The organism is Plantibacter sp. PA-3-X8, assembly GCF_003856975.1.
Taxonomy (GTDB): domain Bacteria; phylum Actinomycetota; class Actinomycetes; order Actinomycetales; family Microbacteriaceae; genus Plantibacter; species Plantibacter auratus.
Genome location: NZ_CP033107.1, coordinates 2,247,884 through 2,266,132, shown reverse-complemented (window position 1 = coordinate 2,266,132; position 18,249 = coordinate 2,247,884). Strand labels below are relative to the sequence as shown.

Sequence of the window (18,249 nt, the reverse complement as noted above, 5' to 3'; positions counted from 1 at the left end):
TGACTTCCCGCAGTGATCTTGGGGGAATGGAGACGGTGACCGGGGAACACGCGCGCGCAGTAACAGGAGTCCGATCGAATCGCTCGATCGGACGCGTCGCGATCCTCCTCGCCGTCTTCCTCTCGGCCGGACTCTGGACGACGACCGTCGCAGGCCCTGCATCGGCGACGCCCGAACCGCTCCCCACCCCGAGCGAGAGCGCTGCGACGCCGACCCCACCGCCGCTCGACGGGCCGACCATCACGAGCCCCGATTCCGGTTCCTTCATCGGCAGCGGCAGCACCACGGTCACCGGGACGAAGGACGCCGGCACGGGGGTCCAGCTGCAGGTCGGCGACGGTCTCGAGCCGGTCTGCATCCTGCCGCAGGACGACAGCACCGAGTGGTCCTGCTCGATCGACCTGCCAGACGGCGGCGGACTGCTCATCACCGCCGTCGAGGTCGGCGGCCCGGAGACGCTCTCCGCGCAGATCTCCGTGTCCGCGCTCGGCCCGCCCACCATCACGGAGGGGACGCCGAGCAACGGCGGCGTCCGCGGCACCGCCCACCCCGGAGCGACGGTGACGGTCCGCGCCGACTCCGGTGCCACCTGCAGTTTCGCGGCGGACAGCTCCGGAAGCTGGTTCTGCGTGCTGGGCGAGCCGCTGCCGGCCGGCGACGTCTCCGTGACGGCGACGCAGCAGGCTTCGTTCAGCGGCACTCAGCGCTCCGACGCGTCCGCCCCGGTCGTGCTCACCATCGACCGCGACGCTCCGGCCCCGCCTGTCATGTCCTCACCGACGGCCGGACAGGCGATGCCGACCTCGGCGGCAAGCTACGCCGGCACCGGCGAGGAGGGCGCGACCGTCACCGTCTTCGCCGACTCGACGTCGGTCTGCACGGCGGTCGTCACCGGTGGCGTGTGGAGTTGCTCGGGCGGGGGCGTACCGGAGGGCGCGCACGTCGTCCTCGCGATCCAACAGGATGCCGCGGGCAACACGAGCGGGGGGAGTACGGCGATCACCCTGACGTTCGGCGACGCATCGGCCGCGCCCGCCACGCCGGCACCGTCCGCCTCCCCATCGCCGTCCGACGGCACCGAGCCCGCGCCCGCGCCGGGGACACCCGCTCCGGGGACGCAGCAGCCGACCCCGTCGCCGAGCGGCGAACCGGCACCAGGCGCCGCTCCACCCACCGGTGGTGGCGGACTCTGGTCAGGGACGACGCCGTTCACGCAAACCCTCGCCTCCACGATCGACGGACGCGGCCAGCCGGTCTGGTGGCTCGCCGCACTCCTCGCCCTCGCGGCGGTGGCGCTCATCGCGATCCCGGCCCGACTCCTCGCTACCTCCATCGCCCCCTGGCGCGCCACGATCGCCGACCGTCGTCGTGCAGCGGTGACCGGGCGCAACCGACCGAGGGACGAGTTCGAGCGGGTCCCGTCGGTCCCGCTCCCGAGTCGCACGGCGATGGCCGTCGTCACCGCCGTGCTCGCGGCAGGCATCCTCATGTTCGCGCACCCGGTGACCGGTCAGCCGGCGTACCTCCGGCTGTGGTTCGCCTCACTCATCGCCGTGGTCGCGATCAACGTCGTGGGCCTCCTCGCGCAGCTCGTCGTCGCACGCCGAGCCAGGCTGGGCTCGATGCGCGTCAGCGTCCGTGTCGGCGGACTGGTGGCGGTCGGTGTCGTCACCGCGCTCTCACGCCTCCTGGCCCTGCAGCCGGCTCTGCTCTTCGCGCTACTGACCGAACTCCGACCCACACGGAGACCCGAAACGCATGAAGCCGGCTCGACATCCTCGGCGGAGACCGATTGCGGCGCCATCACACCACGCATCGCGGGCCGCCTCGCGCTGGCCCGGATCGCTGCGGCCGCCGGGCTCGGTTCGATCGCCTGGCTCGTGTCGGCGCTGGCCGGCGAGCCGAGCAGCGGCGTGGGCGCGATGCTCGTCGAGGCCGTGAACCTGACCGCGATCGCGGGGATCGGATCCGCGTCGATCGCACTCCTCCCCCTCGGGCCGCTCGGTGGACGCGCCATCCTCGCCTGGTCGAGGCCGGTGTGGCTCGGCAGCGCGTTCGTGGGATTCACACTGCTGTTCGGACTCCTGGGCCCGACGGCGACGGTTCCGGGTGCGGGTGACACGCTCGTCGGACTCCTGCTGGGGTCGCTCGCCTTCGCGGCGGTCGGAGCTGGGACGTGGGCCTGGAACCGTCACCTCCGGCCGCTCATCGACGCGCGCTAGGCCAGACTCCTCCGGCGACGGCGGTCGCGAACGGCCCTGGCCTACAATCGCGGTGAAGGCCACACACCGGGTCGAGAACCCGGTGCCGAGGTGCGGGAGGGTGCGGGATGTTCGGCTCGAAGAGGAAGCTCGACGATCTCATGGCGCAGCTCAGGCCTGACCTGAGTCGGGAAGCACTGGGCGCCGGGCCCGCATTCCCCGGCGTCGCCCCGAATCCGGTCCTCAGCGGAGATGCTCGCAAGCGGAACGCCGAACTGCGGACCGGGACGCTGGCGCTCGGTGTCCTCGTCGATTGGCGGGAGGTCAACAACAATCCACGCCTGGTCCTGATGCTCGACGTGGAGACCGCCGACGGCCGCTCATTCCGCGGGATCGCCGACGAGAGCTTCACGATCACGGAGCTCACTCGACTCGCCCCCGGACAGACGTTGCCCGTGCGCTACCGCCCGGACGTCATGGACCACTACGTCGCCCTCGCGCGCGACGCGGACCCCGCCCTGGTGCAGCAGCTCGCGGACGAGATCGCGAGACGCAAGCGGCGCTGATCCGATCGCCCGCACCGCACGGCACGGCGCGCGACGATCGCGATCCGCTCGTCGGGGACGAATCAGCCGGCGTCGGCAGGACGCTCGACCGGCAGGCCGCTGGCGGCCCACTCGGAGATGCCCCCGGTGACGTTCACGGCGTCATACCCCTGCTGTTCGAGGTAGCCCGTGACCCGGGCACTGCGGCCGCCGGAGTGACACATCACGTACACGGTCTCTTCGCGGGGCACCTCGTCGAGGTGGTCGAGGAAGGACGACATCGGCAGGTGCCGGGCACCGGGCACGCTGGCGACGGCGACCTCGTCGGCTTCGCGGACGTCGATGATGACGGCCTGCTCGAGCTTGCTCAGTTCGGTTGGGGTGATCTCCTGCATCGTTTCAGCCTACCGTCGAGGACGTACGGCCGGGCCGGAAGATGCAGCGGGCAAGCGTGAGGGCGAGGTAACCCGAATACCTCGCCCTCACTTGAGGCGTCTAGCAACCGGTCGACCAAGAAGCTTGCGGCTTCCGGGACCGGCTCACGGGTGACGCCCCCACCTCGAAGGTAGCGGACGGGAGGCACCTCGCGTGACGCAACACCGCCGTGTCGCGTTCGCGTCGTGCGTTTCGTGCACCCCGTTCGGGGGTCAACGCTCGAGGCATCGTTGTCTCAGTGCGCGCTGTCGGGATCGCGAGGGATGTGGAGCTCACCCGGGTCGACGTCGACGTCGCCGGTGTCGTCCGGACCACCGGTCCCGGGGGCGACGTTGATCATGCCGGAGGCGATGTCGGGATCACGGACGACGGGCTGCCCGTCGTCCTGCTTGGCCGCCGTCTCCGCCTCGCTGGAGGGGCTGTACGTGCGGTCTTTGCTCGTCTGCCCGTCGTCGTTCAGGGCGTGGTCGTGGTCGCTCGGAGTACTCATGCTGAGCACGCTAGTCGCGCCCCCACGCCCGGCAGGGACCCTTGCAGGATCGGGGCGAACGTGCTGTGGGGTACGACCGCCGTGCGGGCGACCGCTCAGTGCAGCCGGCGGAGCGATGCCGATGCGATGACGGGTCGTGCGGCCTCGACGTATGACGCCAGGGTCTCGCGCAGTGCCGCCGCGTTGTCGTCGGTCAGGTCGATCTCGTAGTTCTCGCCGTCGATGCCGAACCGGACCGTCTCCCCCAGCCCGCGAGGGATGTCGGAACCGTCGAGGTCGTCGACGAGCGTCGTGATCGTGCGGGTAGCCATGCGTCCATCCTTCCACGGGAGTGGCGGCAGTAGTCCACGTCGTCTGCGGGGACGACTACCCGCACCGGAGTGGGATCGAGGATCGTGGTGAACTCGAACAGGACGGGCTCGTCGGGGTGCATGATCACGCGCCGTTGAGCGATGCCTGCGCCCGGCGAGAGGAGGGTGAACTCAGATGATCTGGCGGTTCGGAACCGGATGAGGATCGTGTAGTCCAGAGCGCCCACAGGGCAGAAGTACGCCAACTCATATGCGGACATCGGCGTCGTCCGGTGGGACTAGCCGGGCTGCTCACTCAGCGGAGCGGGACGCCCCGGAGGCGGCGTTCTCCAGGGTGGTCGCCAGCAGTTCCAGAGCGGCCTCGACGGTCTTCATCACGACCGTTCTCGGATCGCCCGGGAACCAGCACTGCTGCACGGTTTCGTCGTGCTCAGTACGGACGGCGATGAACACGGTTCCGGCGCGCTGCCCTTCCTGCGGTCCCGGGCCCCCCGCGCCCGTGACCGCGACAGTCGCCGTGCTTGCGAGCACGCGCGCGCACCCTGACGCCATCCGCTGCGCGGCAGTCGCGGTGATGACCGGGCCTGGCGGAACACCGAGTACGTCGAACTTCACCTCGGGTCGGTAGGCCACGATTCCACCCGAGAACCACTCGCCTGCATCTGACGCGGCGCCGAGCGTCGACGCGATCGCCCCACTGGTCAGAGACTCGGCCACACCGACACGAATACCCCCTTGCAGCGCGGTGGCCGCTATGCGTTCCGCGAGTGTCTCACTCGAATTCTCCGTGCCGGCACTGTCCACGGTCTCCACGGGAATAGCGGAGCCGTCCATCGCGTCTCTGGCGAGTTCGTGAGGTGTCGGCACCGCAGTCAGCTCGTCACCCTGTGCTGCGTTCTCCTTCGGATCCATGCCTCGCACGCTAACTTCAGGCCACACGCACCGCCAAGGCCTTGACCGCTCACGACCCACCGGGCAGCACCTGCTCGGACACGACACCGGATTCGGACTGTTCGGTCGACCTTGAGCGCCCCTGGCGCTCGAACGGCATCACCCGGTTACGGCTCTTGCCGCAGCTTCACCGTGGCTGGGCGCCGAGCAGCGCCGGTGAGATCCGTCGGTAGCCTGGACGGAGGATGACGCGTGTATCGTCGAGGCGCGCAATGTCCTCCCAGTGCACGAGGAACGAGCCTCGGTGGTGCCAGCGAAGGATGCGGGCGATGAGCGCCGGCCGGCCGTCGTCGTGGCGCTCGTAGCCGAGGAACGAGCTACCGGTGTGGGGACTGACGATGAAGCCGACCAAGCGCGCGTCGGCGAGCGGGCCATGCGGGACGCCGTCGAGCACGAACCGGGCGTCAATGACGATACCGACCGACCGCCCCTCGTCGTCGAGGACGCGCGAGCGCAGGACGTCACTCAGGATCATGGTGGCCTCCGGGAATGCGAGAGATGATGCGGTCGCGCACCCAACGCTCGACCCACGTCACATCGAGCGTCGAGCCTGCCACGCCGAGTTGTATCGCGATGCCGATCTCCGCGATCCGGTCCCACGACACGCGATGGAACCGACTCGAGGGCGGACGTCCGCCGAATATCCGTGTGCCGAGGACGGGGCCGCTGAGGATCGACTCGATGACCGGCGCCGGCGTTTCCGAAGGGATCGACTCGCCGAAGGGGACGTCACTGAGTTCGAGGTCGTCGACGACCTGCACCGGGACACCGTCGCGGTCGAGTACTTGCCGGTCGAGGAGGTGCAGCCGGGCGTCGAGCACCTGTCCGGCGTACTGTTCGGCCGGTTCCAGCACCGGCAATGGTGCGTCGAAGCGCTTGGATCGGCGGGTCATGCTCCGGCTCCTGTCAGGATCATCAGGGGGATGGCTGCGATCGAGGCGACGAGGATGATCACCAGATAGACGAGCGCGAACGCGTTCGTCACCCTGCCGTTGCGCGCATCGCCCATGTACTGCTCGTCGTTGGCCACGATGAGGATCGGTAAGTAGGTGAGCGGCAGTGCGATCGCGGAGAACACCACCGAGTACTCCGTCACGAGGATCGGGTCGACACCGGTCGCCAAAACGGCGAGGCCGACGAGCAGACAGACGATCATCGCGACATGGAACCGCGCCGCCTCCGCCGGCTTCCGGAACTTGCCCCACGACCAGCCGAAGAACTGCGCCAGCGTGTAGCCACTCGACAGGGTCGTCTCGAGGGCCGCGCCGAACGTCGCTGCGACGATGCCGACGATCACGAACGCGACCGCGAGCTTGCCGCCGGCCTCCGCCACCGGGAGGACGATCTGCGACAGCGAGGACACCTCGATCCCACGGGGCAGCAGCACGATGGTGGCGCAGGCGGCGATCGCGACCGACAGCACACCGCCGAGGGGGAACCCGACGAGCACGTTGATGCGCGATTGCCCGATGTCCTTCTTCGTCCATTTCTCCTCGACCGCACCGGAGGAGAAGAAGAACACCTCGTAAGGTGTCATCGCCGCTCCGAAGAGAGCGACGGCGTAGTACCAGTACGCGCCCGCCGACTCGGAACCCGGCACGGACGGCGCGAACGCCTGCTCCGCGAGCTTCGACCAGTCAGGGCCGAGGAGGAACAGGGCGACGGCGAACACGATCAGGCACAGGCCCACGAGCCCGGTGACGTTCTCCATGATCGAGAACTTCACCCGCCAGATCACCAGCCAGACGGCGAACGCGGCGACCGGGATCCACAGGCCTGGAGACACGCTCGACGCGAGCTGCAGAGCGAGGGCGATACCGCCGATCTCGGCCGTGAGCGTGAGGAGGTTGATGAGGAACGACGCGCTCAGGTTGGCGAGCCCTGCTTTCGGCCCGAGGCGCTCCCGGATGATCTCGAACGTCGCCCGGCCACTCACCGCAGCGACGCGCCCGGACATCTGCGCGAACAGGCAGATGCCGACGACGCCGACGAGCACCACCCAGGCGAGCGACAGCCCGAACCTCGAGCCGACGACCGCGTTGGTGACGAGGTCTCCGATGTCGAGGAAGCCACCGATCGCGGTGAGGACACCGAGCGCGACACCGAGAACACGCTTCATCACACCGCTCACGAGAACGGCTCCCACCGCTCGCGGAGTTCGGCCGTCTGCTTCGCCGTCTGCTGCAACTGCTCCACGGTGTCGGGGAGGTCGTCGCCGGCCTGGAGTGCCGTGCGGGCATCGTCGAGGACTGCGACGGCGTCCTGCAGCACGGCCGTGGCCTCACGCTTCGCATCCTGCTCGCGGCCGGTCTGAACCGGAGTCTCGCTCAGCTGCGTCGAGACGTCGTCTACCTCGGTGATCGCGTTCTCAAGCGTCGTCTCCGCGACGGGCGTGAAGGTGATGTCGGCGTCCGCCTGCTGGAGAGCAAGGGATGCCGTCTGCACGGCGGAATCAAGCTGCACCGCCGCCGCTCCGATCGCCGGGACCGCACCCCCCGAGCAGCCACTCAACACCACCACCATGGCGAGGGCAACGGCTACGGCACCGCCCCGGACCCTGACCGACGAGCGACCCCGCGCGATGTTCCGACGTCTCACATCCAGATTCACCAGCCAGACGGTACTCCTTCGTCGCTGCAGCGCAAACGCCCTTGACACAAGCTCGATGACGCCGGAGGAGACATCGCTGATGGACGCGATGTCCTCCTCCCGGATCCGCGTGATCTCGGAGCCCGGGGCAGTACCCCCGGTGGGGTTCGAACCCACACTGCGGCGATTTTAAGTCGCCTGCCTCTGCCAGTTGGGCTACGGGGGCGTGCACCTCATCGTATCGAGGCGTCGAACGCCGAGAGGCGCATGCCCCGGCGGACCGGATGACATGCGCCTCTCGAGGAACGGAGCTGGGCTCCGCACCGGACTACTTGTTCGCGCTGACTTCCTCAGCGGGCGTCGCGTAGGCCTGCTCGTCGTCGGCACCGGTCGGGGCGCCAGCAGCAGCAGCAGGAGCCTCGGCAGCAGGAGCCTCGGCAGCGGGCGCTGCGGCCTCGGCCGGGGCGGCCTTCGGCTTGCGCTTCACGGGAGCCTTGCGAGCGGGCTTCTCAGCCGCTGCGGGAGCCGCCGGAGCTGCTGCGGGGGCCGCAGCGTCTGCCGGGGGCTTCGGGCGCGACGCGAAGGTCTCGAAGGCCTCACGCGGGTTCTGCACGGCCGACAGGGAGACGATGTCGCGTCCCAGCCAGAAGTTGTTCCACCAGCCACCGAACACGCGGAACTTGCGCTCGAAGCTCGGCATGGCCAGCCCGTGGTACCCACGGTGCGCGAACCAGGCCGGGAGGCCCTTGATCGCGAGGTTGCCGGACTGGAAGACACCGACGCCGATGCCGAGACCGGCGACCGCACCCATGTTCTTGTGGAAGTAGTTCTTCGGCTCCTCGCCACGGAGGACCGCGGTGATGTTCTTCGCGAGGAGCTTGCCCTGACGGACGGCGTGCTGTGCGTTCGGCACGCAGAACCCGCCGACGCCACCACCGCTGAGGTCGGGGACGGCGGAGACGTCGCCGGCCGCCCAGGCGCCCTCGACGATGTCGTCGTCGGTGCCGACGCGGAGGTCGGCGCGGGTCTTGATGCGACCGCGCTCCTCGACGGGGAGGTCGCCACCGCGGACGACGCCCGGGTTCGCCATGACACCGGCGGTCCAGACGATGAGGTCGGACTCGAACGACTCACCGGTCGAGAGCTCGATCTTGCCGTCGACAGCCGACTGCAGCTGGGTGTCGAGGTGCACGAGCGCACCGCGCTCGGCCAGGTTCTTGAGGACCCAGTGGCTCGTCTCGATCTTGACCTCGGGCATGATGCGACCCATGGCCTCGATGAGGTGGAAGTGCGTGTCCTCGAAGGAGAGCTGCGGGTAGAACTTCAGCAGCGAGCTCGCGAACGAACGCAGCTCGGCGAAGACCTCGATACCGGCGAAGCCGCCACCGACGACCGTGAAGGTCAGGAGGCGGTCGCGCTCGGGCCCGGCCGGCAGGTTCGCGGCCTTGTCGAAGTTGGAGAGCACGCGGTCGCGGATCGCGACGGCCTCTTCGATGGTCTTGAGACCGATCGCGGTGTCGGCGACACCGGGGATCGGGAAGGTGCGGGAGACGGCTCCGGCGGTGACGACGATGATGTCGTAGTCGGCCTCCCAGGGCTCACCGACCTCAGGCGTGATGGTCGCCTTCTTCTCGGCGTGGTTGATGCCCGTGACCTTGGCGGTGATCACGTTGGTGTGCTTCAGGTGGCGACGCGGCGAGACGACCGCGTGACGCGGCTCGATGGAACCGGCGGCGACCTCCGGCAGGAAGGGCTGGTAGGTCATGTAGGGCAGCGGGTCGACCATGGTGACTTCGGCCTCACCACGACGAAGCTGCTTCTCGAGCTTCCATGCGGTGTAGAACCCGGCGTAACCACCACCGACGATCAGAATTTTGGGCACGGCGAACGATCTCCTACGTCAAGACGATTGGTTCAGATGAGTGTCTGAGAATATCGGAACAGGGTACTACTTCTGCAGCACCCGCTTGAAATGCCTGGTAGCGCCTATGACACCGAGCGTGACCAGGCTACCAGTTCCGAGGAGGAGCGCCAGTGGCAGCGAGCCGTAGAGCAGAGTGCTCGGCGTCGGGAGGAACGGGTTGGCGCGCACCTCGACGGCCTCGTTCTCCGGGATCGCCGGGGGTACCGGCTCCGGTGTCGGCGACGGCTGCTCGGCACCCGGATCGGGATCGGGGGCCTGCGGGGCCCGTCGGTAGAGCGTGATCCAGTCGGACAGCTGCTGCTCCGGCGAGGTCGCCGCCGGGCCGACGGAACCGCTGACCGCCTTCGCGGCGTCGATCAGTCCTGCCCCGTAGATGGGGCTCTGTGCGGAGTCGCCCACCTGCTTCGCCGTTGCCGTCACGCGCTTGATGGCGTCGGCGGCGCTGAGCTCCGGCCAGGCGGAGCGGACGAGGGCCACGAGTCCGGAGACGATCGGTGCCGCCCCGCTCGTCCCCTGCCACTGCACGTAGGACCCGGCGGGCGTCACCCCGACGAGTTGCTCGCTCGGCGCAGCGACGGCGATCGTGATGCCCTGGCTCGAGGCGTCGAAGCTCGCCGACCCCGCGCGGTCCACACCGGCGACGGTCAGCACACCCGGGATCGTCGCCGGAGCACCGACCTCGACCGTCCCGCTCCCCCGGTTGCCCGCTGCAGCCACCACGACGACGTCGTGCGAGAAGGCGTAGAGGAAGGCGTCGTCCCAGCTCGTCGGCCAGTCGAGGCTGTTGCGCGTCAGCGACATGTTGATGACGTCCGCACCGTTGTCCACCGCCCACCGGACGGCGGTCGCGATCTGATCGTCCCAGGGGACGACGGCCGACCCGTCGGAGCCGAACCCGACCGAGACGGAGAGCAGGCGCGCTTCTGGCGCCACACCGATGACCCCGGCACCGCCCGTGCGACCACGTCCGGCGATCATCGAGGCGACCAACGTCCCGTGCTCGCTCCCCTCGGAGCCCACCGGTGTCCGGCCGTCGGGACTCCCGAGCCCGGAGACGTCGACGCCACCCGCGACCGCACCGGTCAACTCCGCAGGACCGCTCGCGATGCCGGTGTCGATCACGGCGACGGTGACACCGGCGCCCTTCGTCGTCTCCCACGCCGTCGTGAAGCCGTAGTCGCCGAGCCAGTACTGCATGTCGCGCACCGTGTCCGCCGACGCCGGGAGCGCCTGCGTCCCCACGAGCAGGAACGCCAGGAGCACCACGGACAGCGCCGACAGCGCACCTCGGAGGCCGTGCGGACGACGACGGTCTCCGCGTCGCGGACCGTCACTCCCCCACAGGCGACCCCCGTCGCGTGCGGGGCCTATCCCTGCCCCGCCTGGCCGTCCGCGCATGCGCACACCTCGGGGCTCCAGCTCGCGCGGTCGAGCGCGAGGTCGCCGATGGGGTTGACGCCCGGACCAGCCGCGAGGGCGTGGCCGACGAGCGCGTGGAGGCACTTGACCCGCACCGGCATACCTCCGGCGGAGATCCCGTCGATCTCGGCGACCTCGGCGATGGAGGTGCGGTCGGCGAGGTAGGCCGTGTGTGCGGTGGCGTAGTCGGCGCGGACCGCTTCGTCCTCGGCCAGGAGCTCGTTGTACTCGTTCATCACTTGGGTCGCCTCGAGCGAGGAGACCGCGGCCGTGGCGGCCGGGTGGGTCAGGTAGTAGAACGTGGGGAACGGCGTGCCGTCGGCCAGGCGAGGAGCGGTGGAGACGACCGTCGGGGCGCCGCAGACACAGCGCGCCGCGATGCCGACCACGTTTCGGGCCGGGCGTCCCAGTTGCGCCGACACGATCTCGACGTCGCGCTCGGAGACGGGGCCGAAGGGAGGGGTGCTCATGGTTCCATTATCGCCGGGTTCACCACTGCGTCCGGACGTCAGCCGCCGACGGGAGGCGTCGTCTGCGTGGGAGCAGGGGTCTCGGTCGCGACGGGGGCCGGCGAGTAGCCGGTGGCGACGAGCGAGGACAGCAGGCCGTCGAGCCAGTCGGACTGCGAGTCGACGAGCGTGTCGCTCACGGGTGTCTCGGTGGTGGGCAACGAGGCCGGGTCGACGTCGTTGATGATGATGTAGCTGACCTCACCGGGCAGGGCGTAGAACAGTCGGTCGCGCGCCTGCGTCATGACGTAGCTCTGGTCGTTCCAGCGCTCGCGTTCGGCCTGCTGCGCGTCCACCTGCTTCTGGGTGTCGGCGACACCGGCCTCCAGCGCGGCGATCTGCTGCCGCTGCTCGAGGAAGGTCTTGAGGTTCGGCGCGAGGACGACGACCCCGAGCACGAGGATCCCGAGGAGCAGGACGCTGAACCCGGACAGTCGCAGACTCCGCAACCAGCCGCCGGCGTCCGACTGGCGTACCGGGGCGGTGCGTGTCGAGCCGGTCCGGGAGCGCAGCGCCGAGGAACCGGCCGACGCTGATCGCGAGGCCTTCGTCGTCGACCGCGGGGCTGTGCCTGCGGCGCGTGCGGGCTTCGCGGTGGCTCCCGTCGGGCGCTTGGACGACGATGAGGCGCGCTTGGCGGAGGCATCCGCGGAGCTCGACCGGGGCTTCGACGCCGGTCGCTGCTTCGACGAGCCGGAGGACGAGGAGGACGCTGCTCCGCTGCCGGACGACGTGGGCTTCGACTCGCCGCCGGCCGGCATCGATGGCTTCTTCACAGGCGCCTCCCGCACACGACGAAGGCTCTCAGGGGTGCCGATCGGCACCCCTGAGAGCCTTCAGGTGACGATGCTTAGGCGGTGAACCGGGGGAAGGCGCTGCGGCCGGCGTAGACGGCTGCCTGGCCCAGCTCCTCTTCGATCCTCAGCAACTGATTGTACTTCGCAACCCGCTCGCTGCGCGCAGGCGCACCGGTCTTGATCTGGCCCGCGTTCGTGGCGACCGCGAGGTCGGCGATCGTGGTGTCCTCGGTCTCGCCGGAGCGGTGCGACAGGATCGTCGTGTAGCCGGAGCGCTGCGCGAGGGAGACCGCGTCGAGCGTCTCGGTGAGCGTCCCGATCTGGTTGACCTTGACGAGCAGCGAGTTCGCCGCACCCTTGGCGATGCCGTCGGCGAGACGCTTCGGGTTCGTGACGAACAGGTCGTCGCCGACGATCTGGACCTTGGAGCCGAGCTCGGGGGTGAGGTGGGCGTAGCCTGCCCAGTCGTCCTCGGCCAGCGGGTCCTCGATGGTGATGAGCGGGTAGTTCGCGACGAGGTCGGCGTAGTACGCGGTCATCTCGGTGCTGTTGAGCGCCTTGCCCTCGAACTGGTACGCGCCCTCCTTGTAGAACTCGCTGGAGGCGACGTCGAGGCCGAGCGCGATGTCGGTGCCGACCGTGAAGCCGGCCTGCTCGATGGCCTCGACGATGAAGTCGAGGGCCGCACGGTTGTGCTCGAAGTCGGGGGCGAAGCCACCCTCGTCGCCGAGGCCGGTCGCGAAGCCCTTCGACTTCAGCAGGCCCTTGAGCGTGTGGTAGGTCTCGGTGCCCCAGCGGAGCGCCTCACGGAAGCTCGGAGCGCCGATCGGGAGGATCATGAACTCCTGGATGTCGACGCCGGTGTCGGCGTGCGAGCCACCGTTGATGATGTTCATCATCGGGACCGGGAGGACGTGGGCGTTGGCGCCGCCGACGTAGCGGTAGAGCGACAGGTCTGCGGAGTCCGCAGCGGCACGGGCGACCGCGAGGCTCGCACCGAGGATCGCGTTCGCGCCCAGGCGGCTCTTGTTCTCGGTGCCGTCGAGCTCGATCATGGTGTGGTCGACGAGGCGCTGGTCGTCCGCCTCGATGCCCTCGAGTGCCGGGCCGATCTCGTCGAGGACGGCGTCGACCGCCTTCTCGACACCCTTGCCGAGGTAACGCGCGGCATCGCCGTCACGCAGCTCGTACGCTTCGAACGCACCGGTCGATGCGCCGGACGGGACTGCTGCACGGCTGACCGTGCCGTCTTCCAGGAGCACCTCGACCTCGACGGTCGGGTTGCCTCGGGAGTCGAGAATTTCGCGAGCGCCTACTGCCTCGATGAGTGCCACTGATGTTCTCCTTGTGGGGATTGGGACGTGGGACGGGTACGACGGCCGCCCGCGCTCAGTCTAGTGACATCGGCTGAACGGGCGCAGAGCCGCGGATCGTCGCCAGAGGCGCGCGGTCAGCGGTCGAGCCGGAAGCTCGACACGATGCCGTGGTGGTCGCTGCCTTCGGCGTCGCCGACGGCGTTGTGGGTCGCGGTCATGCCGCGGACGAAGACGTGGTCCAGTCGCATGAGCGGTGTCCCGGCCGGCCAGGTGAGTCCGAAGCCGCCCTCGCTCTGGTTGGGCTCCGACACCTCGCTCTGGAGTGCGGCGAGCGCCCGGTCGGAGGCGGAGGCGTTGAAGTCACCCATGACGACGATCCGATCACGGGTGTTCGCCGCGACGGTGTCGGCCAACTCCGCGAGCATCACGTCCCGCTCGGCGTGGGCACCCGGACGCGCGGAGTCGGCGTGGATCACGTAGACGCTCACGGCTCCGGACGGGGTGTCGACGACGGCGTTGATCGCCCGGTACCAGTCGAGGCCGAGCTTCAACCCGACCGAGTCGGCGATCGGATAGCGGCTCCAGAGACCCACCGTCCCCGTGAGCACGGAGTACGGGTACTGCTCGTCGAGCGTCGCGGCGAGCGGTTCGCGGTCGTGGTCCTCGATCTCCTGGAGCGCGATGAGATCCGCCCCACTGGCCTGGAGGGAAGCCGCGATGACCGCGGGGTCGCCCTCCGGCCCGAGGTTCTGGCTGGCGACCGTGAGGGAGGCTTCGGCAGGGACCGCCGAACGTGCGTCACCCATGGGGACGACGCCGGGGCCGAACAGGAAGGCCCAGACGAGCGTCGGCGCGAGGAGACCGATGACGGCGCCCGGCGTGCGGGCGACGAGGAGGACGAGGAAGAGCACCGGCAGCACGACCCACGTCCACGGCAGGGCGTTGTCCCAGACGAGTCCGAGGCCGAGGATGTCGGGGACGAGGGCGTGGGCGGCCGTCAGCAGGGCGAGCGGGACACCGACGGCCAGCGCGAGCGTGGTCGCCCGGCGCCGTGCGAGGCTCACCCGGCGGCGCGTGGGACCGGTCGACTCCGGCGCGCGCCGAGGGCGCGCTGCAGGGGCCATGACGCTCATCGGGGGAACCAGTTCTTCGATCGGGGGCAGAGCGGACGGATCGCTCGTGGGAGGGGATCCGGCCGAATGCTCCATCCTGCACCGACGAGCTGGGCAGCGGCTCGGAAGCGCGCCGAGGAGCGGGAAGCGGGTGCGGGAATCGTCAGTCGAGCGCTTTGAACTCGAGCGACTCGAGGTTCGAGTCGGCCGAGACGAACGCGAAGGCGCCGAAGCCGGCTGCCGACACGCGGTCGAGGAGGGCCTTGAGGTTCTTCACGCGGGCTTCGAGGCGCACCCGACGCCCCTGGGCGACGAGCTTGGCCTTCAACGCCACGAGCGTCACGGGAGGCACGTCGCGGTCGTGCACGAGCACGACGGCATCCGCGGCCGCGCCCGCGGGGAGCTCGATGAGGTCGACGATGCGCTCGAAGCCGATCGAGAACCCGACCGCCGGCACGTCCTGGCCGAGGAAACGCCCGATCATGCCGTCGTAGCGACCGCCGCCGCCGAGCGAGTACCCGAGGTCGGGGTGCGCGATCTCGAAGATGGCGCCGGTGTAGTACCCCATGCCCCGCACCAGGAAGGGGTCGAACACGAGCGGGTTCGCGAAGGGGTCGGCCGGCTGGCCCTGGAGGGAGGTGGCCGCGGCGACGGCCTTCCCGAGTGCGTCGAGCTCCGCGACGACGGCGTCGTCCGCACCGAGCGGCAGCGCCTTGCGGATCGCCCGCTCGCCGAAGGTGTTGAACTCCATCGTCTGCGGACGGGAGAAGAAGGCCTCGAGTGCGTCGACGGCGGTGGCGTTGACGCCACGGTCGCGCAGTTCGGCGACCACCCCCTGCTGACCGATCTTGTCGAGCTTGTCGATCGTGATGAGCACCTGCGCGTGCTCGTCGGCGGGGAAGCCCAGCGACTCGAGCATGCCGATGAGGAGTCGGCGGTCGTTGATCCGCACGCTGCAGCCGGTGATGCCGAGCTCCGCGAGGGCCCCGAGGGTCGCGATGATGAGCTCGGTCTCGGCGAGGTTCGAGGACTCTCCGATGATGTCGATGTCGCACTGCACGAACTGGCGGTACCGGCCCTGCTGCGGCCGTTCGCCGCGCCACACCGGAGCGATCTGGATCGAGCGGAACACCGGCGGGAGCTCGGCCCGGTGCGTCGCGTAGAACCGGGCGAGCGGCACGGTGAGGTCGAAGCGCAGGCCGAGGTCGGTGAGTTCGGTCTGGTTGTCCGCCGCGGCCACGATGGCCTCCGGAGTGAGCTTGCGCCGGAGGATGTTGAACGCCATCTTCTCGTTGTCGCCGCCGAGCCCGGAGTGCAGCCGGTCGTACTCCTCCACCACGGGCGTCTCGATCTCGTCGAAGCCGTGTGCGGTGAAGACCCGACGGATGGTGCCCAGCGCGTGCTCCCGACGGGCCTTGTCGGCGGGGAGGAAATCGCGCATGCCGCGCGGCGGGTTCACTGGAGCTGCCATGCCTCAATTCTGGCATGGCGGCGAACCGGCTCCGCGAGCCGACGCCTGGCGACCCCTCGCTCAGCCGTCCGTCGGGGACGCCACCGGACGCTCGGCGTCCTGCACTCGCGCGCTCAACCGACGGACGGCACCCCGGAGCGCCCGTTCCGCGTCGAGCCCGTTCGCCCGTGCTGCGGCAACGACGGCGAGGAGCTGCTCCCCCAGGGCGTCCTCGTCGTCCACGACATCGGCGTCGACCGTCGGGCCCACCCCGAGCGGCACGGCCCTGCCCAGCACCTTGTCGGCGAGGGCGAGCGACGGCATCCCCTGCGGGATCCCCTCGAGCGCGCTGCTGCGCTTCGCCTTCTCCTCGGCCTTCGCAGCGTTCCACACGCGCACCACGTCCTCCGGGGTCGGCGCTGCTTCGTCGCCGAACACGTGTGGGTGACGGTGGACCATCTTGCGGGTGACGGCCTCGGCGACGTCGTCGAAGTCGAACGGTGCATCGGCGTCACGGGACGCGATCTCCGCATGGAAGACGACCTGCCACAGCACGTCGCCGAGTTCCTCGACGAGTTCGTCGCGCGTCCCGGCCTCGACCGCTTCGACGAGCTCGTAGCTCTCCTCGATGAGGTACGGCACGAGCATGTCGTGGTCGATGCCCTGCGTCCAGACGCAGCGGTCGCGGATCTGCCGCATGGCGTCGACGAGGCGCTCAGTGGAGGTGTCGCCGATGGGCTCGCCGCTCACCGACGGGCTCCCCACGGGCGGCGGTCGTCGGTGCTGCCGGTCTTCGAGATCAGTCGCGCGATCCGGTCGCGCGCTTCGGTGAAGGGTGGGTAGACGAGTGACAGCGTGTCCGGGGACAGCGGTTTGGAGAACACCGCCTTCGCGTGACTGAACGTGTCGAAGGAATGGCGGCCGTGATAGGCGCCCATCCCGCTCGCCCCGACACCGCCGAACGGCAGACCCGGCACGAGGAGGTGCGCGGCCGGCACGCCGAACGCCAATGCGCCCGAGGAGGTGTCGCGTGTGAACCGCTTCCGCGTGGCGCGATCGTCGCTAAAGACGTAGAGCGCGAGCGGCTTCTCCCCTGCCCGGATGTGCGCGATGGCCTGTTCGAGCCCGGACACGTGGAGGATCGGCAGGATCGGACCGAAGATCTCCTCCTGCATGATCGACGCCGAAGCGTCGACGCCGTTCACGACCGTCGGGGCGATGTACCGCTCCGAGGCGTCGACCCCGCCGCCGAGAGCCGGTTCGAGACCGTCGAGTAGACCGCTGACCCGGGCGAAGTGCTTGTCGGAGATGATGCGGCCGTAGTCGGCACTGTCGGCGGGGTCGGGGCCGTAGAGGGCTGCGATCGCGTCGCGCAGGTACGGGACGAGCCGATCGGCGACCGACCGCGTCGCGAGCAGGTAGTCGGGGGCGACGCAGGTCTGGCCGGCGTTCATGAGCTTGCCCCAGACGATCCGGCGGGCCGCGTCCGCGAGGTCCACGGTGTCGTCGACGTACACCGGCGACTTCCCGCCGAGTTCCAGGGTGATCGGGGTCAGATGTTCCGCCGCGGCACGGGCGACGACCTTGCCCACGGCGGCTCCACCCGTGTAGAAGATGTGATCGAACCGCTCGGCGAGGAGGGCGCTGGCGACCTCCGCATCGCCCTCGACCACCGCGACGGCACGGTCGTCGAGGTACTCCGGGAGGAGACGAGCGAGTGCGGCGCTCGTGGCGGGGGCGAGCTCGCTGGGCTTCAGCAGGACGGCGTCACCCGCGGCGAGCGCCCCGATGACGGGACCGATGCAGAGCTGGACCGGATAGTTCCACGGGCCGATGACGAGGACGACGCCGACCGGTTCCGCCACGACCGATGCCGACGCCGGGGCGAGGGTGAGTGGCACCGCGACGCGTCGGGGCCGCACCCAACGCTTCAGGTGCTTCAGCGTGTGATCGATCTCGCCGACGAGGAGGCCGATCTCGGTGATCTGCGCCTCGGTACCGCTCTTGCCCAGGTCGGTCGCCAGCGCCCGCTCGAGCTCGCCACCGCGTTCGAGGAGCAGTTGTTTCAGCGCACGGAGTTGGCGGAGCCGCCAGGCCACGGGCTTGGTGGTGCCGCGGTCGAAGGCCTGTCGAAGCCGGGCCACGGTGTCGGCCACAACCACCTTCGGCTCCTGCTTCGTCCGGATGCTGGTCGCCATGG

The 18,249-nt window shown here is 69.6% G+C and carries 20 protein-coding genes and 1 tRNA gene; 3 read left to right on the top strand and 18 right to left on the bottom strand.

What is annotated here, in order from left to right; translation table 11 throughout:
• The first annotated feature begins 26 nt into the window (after positions 1-26).
• Together EAO79_RS10755 and EAO79_RS10750 are read left to right on the top strand one after the other, a co-directional pair.
• Positions 27-2,222 (top strand): hypothetical protein, encoded by a 2,196-nt coding sequence (locus EAO79_RS10755; RefSeq protein WP_124768971.1) that lies wholly within the window; start codon positions 27-29, stop codon positions 2,220-2,222.
• Positions 2,223-2,329: 107 nt separating this feature from the next.
• Positions 2,330-2,767, top strand: a complete 438-nt coding sequence (locus EAO79_RS10750; RefSeq protein ID WP_124768970.1) for a hypothetical protein — start codon at positions 2,330-2,332, stop codon at positions 2,765-2,767.
• 62 nt (positions 2,768-2,829) lie between these two features.
• Here the strand turns inward: EAO79_RS10750 and EAO79_RS10745 are convergent, their stop codons facing one another.
• The 13 genes from EAO79_RS10745 to EAO79_RS19225 all read right to left on the bottom strand — a co-directional run bounded on the left by EAO79_RS10745 (position 2,830) and on the right by EAO79_RS19225 (position 11,823).
• Entirely contained in the window at positions 2,830-3,141 is a 312-nt protein-coding gene (locus EAO79_RS10745; protein ID WP_064296463.1) for a rhodanese-like domain-containing protein, read from the bottom strand.
• A gap of 275 nt (positions 3,142-3,416) precedes the next feature.
• Positions 3,417-3,671 carry a hypothetical protein gene (locus tag EAO79_RS10740; protein ID WP_124768969.1) on the bottom strand — a complete coding sequence of 85 codons (255 nt, stop codon included), beginning with the start codon at positions 3,669-3,671 and terminating at the stop codon, positions 3,417-3,419.
• A gap of 95 nt (positions 3,672-3,766) precedes the next feature.
• Positions 3,767-3,982 carry an Lsr2 family protein gene (locus tag EAO79_RS10735; protein WP_064296464.1) on the bottom strand — a complete coding sequence of 72 codons (216 nt, stop codon included), beginning with the start codon at positions 3,980-3,982 and terminating at the stop codon, positions 3,767-3,769.
• Between the two features lie 291 nt (positions 3,983-4,273).
• Positions 4,274-4,894 (bottom strand): CinA family protein, encoded by a 621-nt coding sequence (locus tag EAO79_RS10730; RefSeq protein WP_241160853.1) that lies wholly within the window; start codon positions 4,892-4,894, stop codon positions 4,274-4,276.
• Positions 4,895-5,060: 166 nt separating this feature from the next.
• Positions 5,061-5,408 (bottom strand): PRC-barrel domain containing protein, encoded by a 348-nt coding sequence (locus EAO79_RS10725; protein ID WP_124768968.1) that lies wholly within the window; start codon positions 5,406-5,408, stop codon positions 5,061-5,063.
• Positions 5,395-5,826 (bottom strand): hypothetical protein, encoded by a 432-nt coding sequence (locus EAO79_RS10720; protein WP_241160852.1) that lies wholly within the window; start codon positions 5,824-5,826, stop codon positions 5,395-5,397. The genes EAO79_RS10725 and EAO79_RS10720 overlap by 14 nt, the downstream gene beginning before the upstream one ends.
• Entirely contained in the window at positions 5,823-7,052 is a 1,230-nt protein-coding gene (locus tag EAO79_RS10715) for an NRAMP family divalent metal transporter (protein WP_079705478.1), read from the bottom strand. Before EAO79_RS10715 ends, EAO79_RS10720 begins: the two co-directional genes overlap by 4 nt.
• 8 nt (positions 7,053-7,060) lie before the next feature.
• The gene (locus tag EAO79_RS10710) at positions 7,061-7,699 is read right to left on the bottom strand and encodes a hypothetical protein (RefSeq protein WP_124768967.1); all 639 of its coding nucleotides are present in this window, start codon (positions 7,697-7,699) and stop codon (positions 7,061-7,063) included.
• A tRNA-Leu gene (locus EAO79_RS10705) sits at positions 7,675-7,748 on the bottom strand. Before EAO79_RS10705 ends, EAO79_RS10710 begins: the two co-directional genes overlap by 25 nt.
• A 102-nt stretch (positions 7,749-7,850) precedes the next feature.
• Positions 7,851-9,404, bottom strand: coding sequence for an NAD(P)/FAD-dependent oxidoreductase (locus EAO79_RS10700; RefSeq protein ID WP_124768966.1), 1,554 nt, complete (start codon positions 9,402-9,404; stop codon positions 7,851-7,853).
• 66 nt (positions 9,405-9,470) lie between these two features.
• Positions 9,471-10,712: a S8 family serine peptidase gene (locus EAO79_RS10695; protein ID WP_241160851.1), complete on the bottom strand. Its 1,242-nt coding sequence runs from the start codon at positions 10,710-10,712 to the stop codon at positions 9,471-9,473.
• Between the two features lie 101 nt (positions 10,713-10,813).
• Entirely contained in the window at positions 10,814-11,335 is a 522-nt protein-coding gene (locus tag EAO79_RS10690; protein ID WP_124768964.1) for a DUF501 domain-containing protein, read from the bottom strand.
• Between the two features lie 38 nt (positions 11,336-11,373).
• Positions 11,374-11,823, bottom strand: a complete 450-nt coding sequence (locus EAO79_RS19225; RefSeq protein WP_206428230.1) for a septum formation initiator family protein — start codon at positions 11,821-11,823, stop codon at positions 11,374-11,376.
• A gap of 34 nt (positions 11,824-11,857) precedes the next feature.
• Between EAO79_RS19225 and EAO79_RS19220 the strand changes: the two genes are divergently transcribed.
• Positions 11,858-12,235, top strand: coding sequence for a hypothetical protein (locus tag EAO79_RS19220; protein ID WP_206428229.1), 378 nt, complete (start codon positions 11,858-11,860; stop codon positions 12,233-12,235).
• Here EAO79_RS19220 and eno read toward each other — a convergent pair.
• The 5 genes from eno to EAO79_RS10660 all read right to left on the bottom strand — a co-directional run bounded on the left by eno (position 12,225) and on the right by EAO79_RS10660 (position 18,247).
• The gene (eno, locus tag EAO79_RS10680) at positions 12,225-13,505 is read right to left on the bottom strand and encodes a phosphopyruvate hydratase (RefSeq protein ID WP_056007454.1); all 1,281 of its coding nucleotides are present in this window, start codon (positions 13,503-13,505) and stop codon (positions 12,225-12,227) included. The genes EAO79_RS19220 and eno overlap by 11 nt on opposite strands.
• 116 nt (positions 13,506-13,621) lie before the next feature.
• Positions 13,622-14,551 (bottom strand): endonuclease/exonuclease/phosphatase family protein, encoded by a 930-nt coding sequence (locus tag EAO79_RS10675; RefSeq protein WP_124768962.1) that lies wholly within the window; start codon positions 14,549-14,551, stop codon positions 13,622-13,624.
• Positions 14,552-14,762: 211 nt separating this feature from the next.
• Entirely contained in the window at positions 14,763-16,070 is a 1,308-nt protein-coding gene (gene hisS / locus EAO79_RS10670; RefSeq protein WP_124768961.1) for a histidine--tRNA ligase, read from the bottom strand.
• A 60-nt stretch (positions 16,071-16,130) separates the two neighbouring features.
• A complete protein-coding gene (locus EAO79_RS10665; protein ID WP_371413639.1) occupies positions 16,131-16,799 on the bottom strand; it encodes a MazG family protein in 669 nt (222 codons plus the stop codon).
• Positions 16,796-18,247: an aldehyde dehydrogenase family protein gene (locus EAO79_RS10660; protein WP_206428228.1), complete on the bottom strand. Its 1,452-nt coding sequence runs from the start codon at positions 18,245-18,247 to the stop codon at positions 16,796-16,798. The genes EAO79_RS10665 and EAO79_RS10660 overlap by 4 nt, the downstream gene beginning before the upstream one ends.
• Between the last annotated feature and the right edge of the window lie 2 nt (positions 18,248-18,249).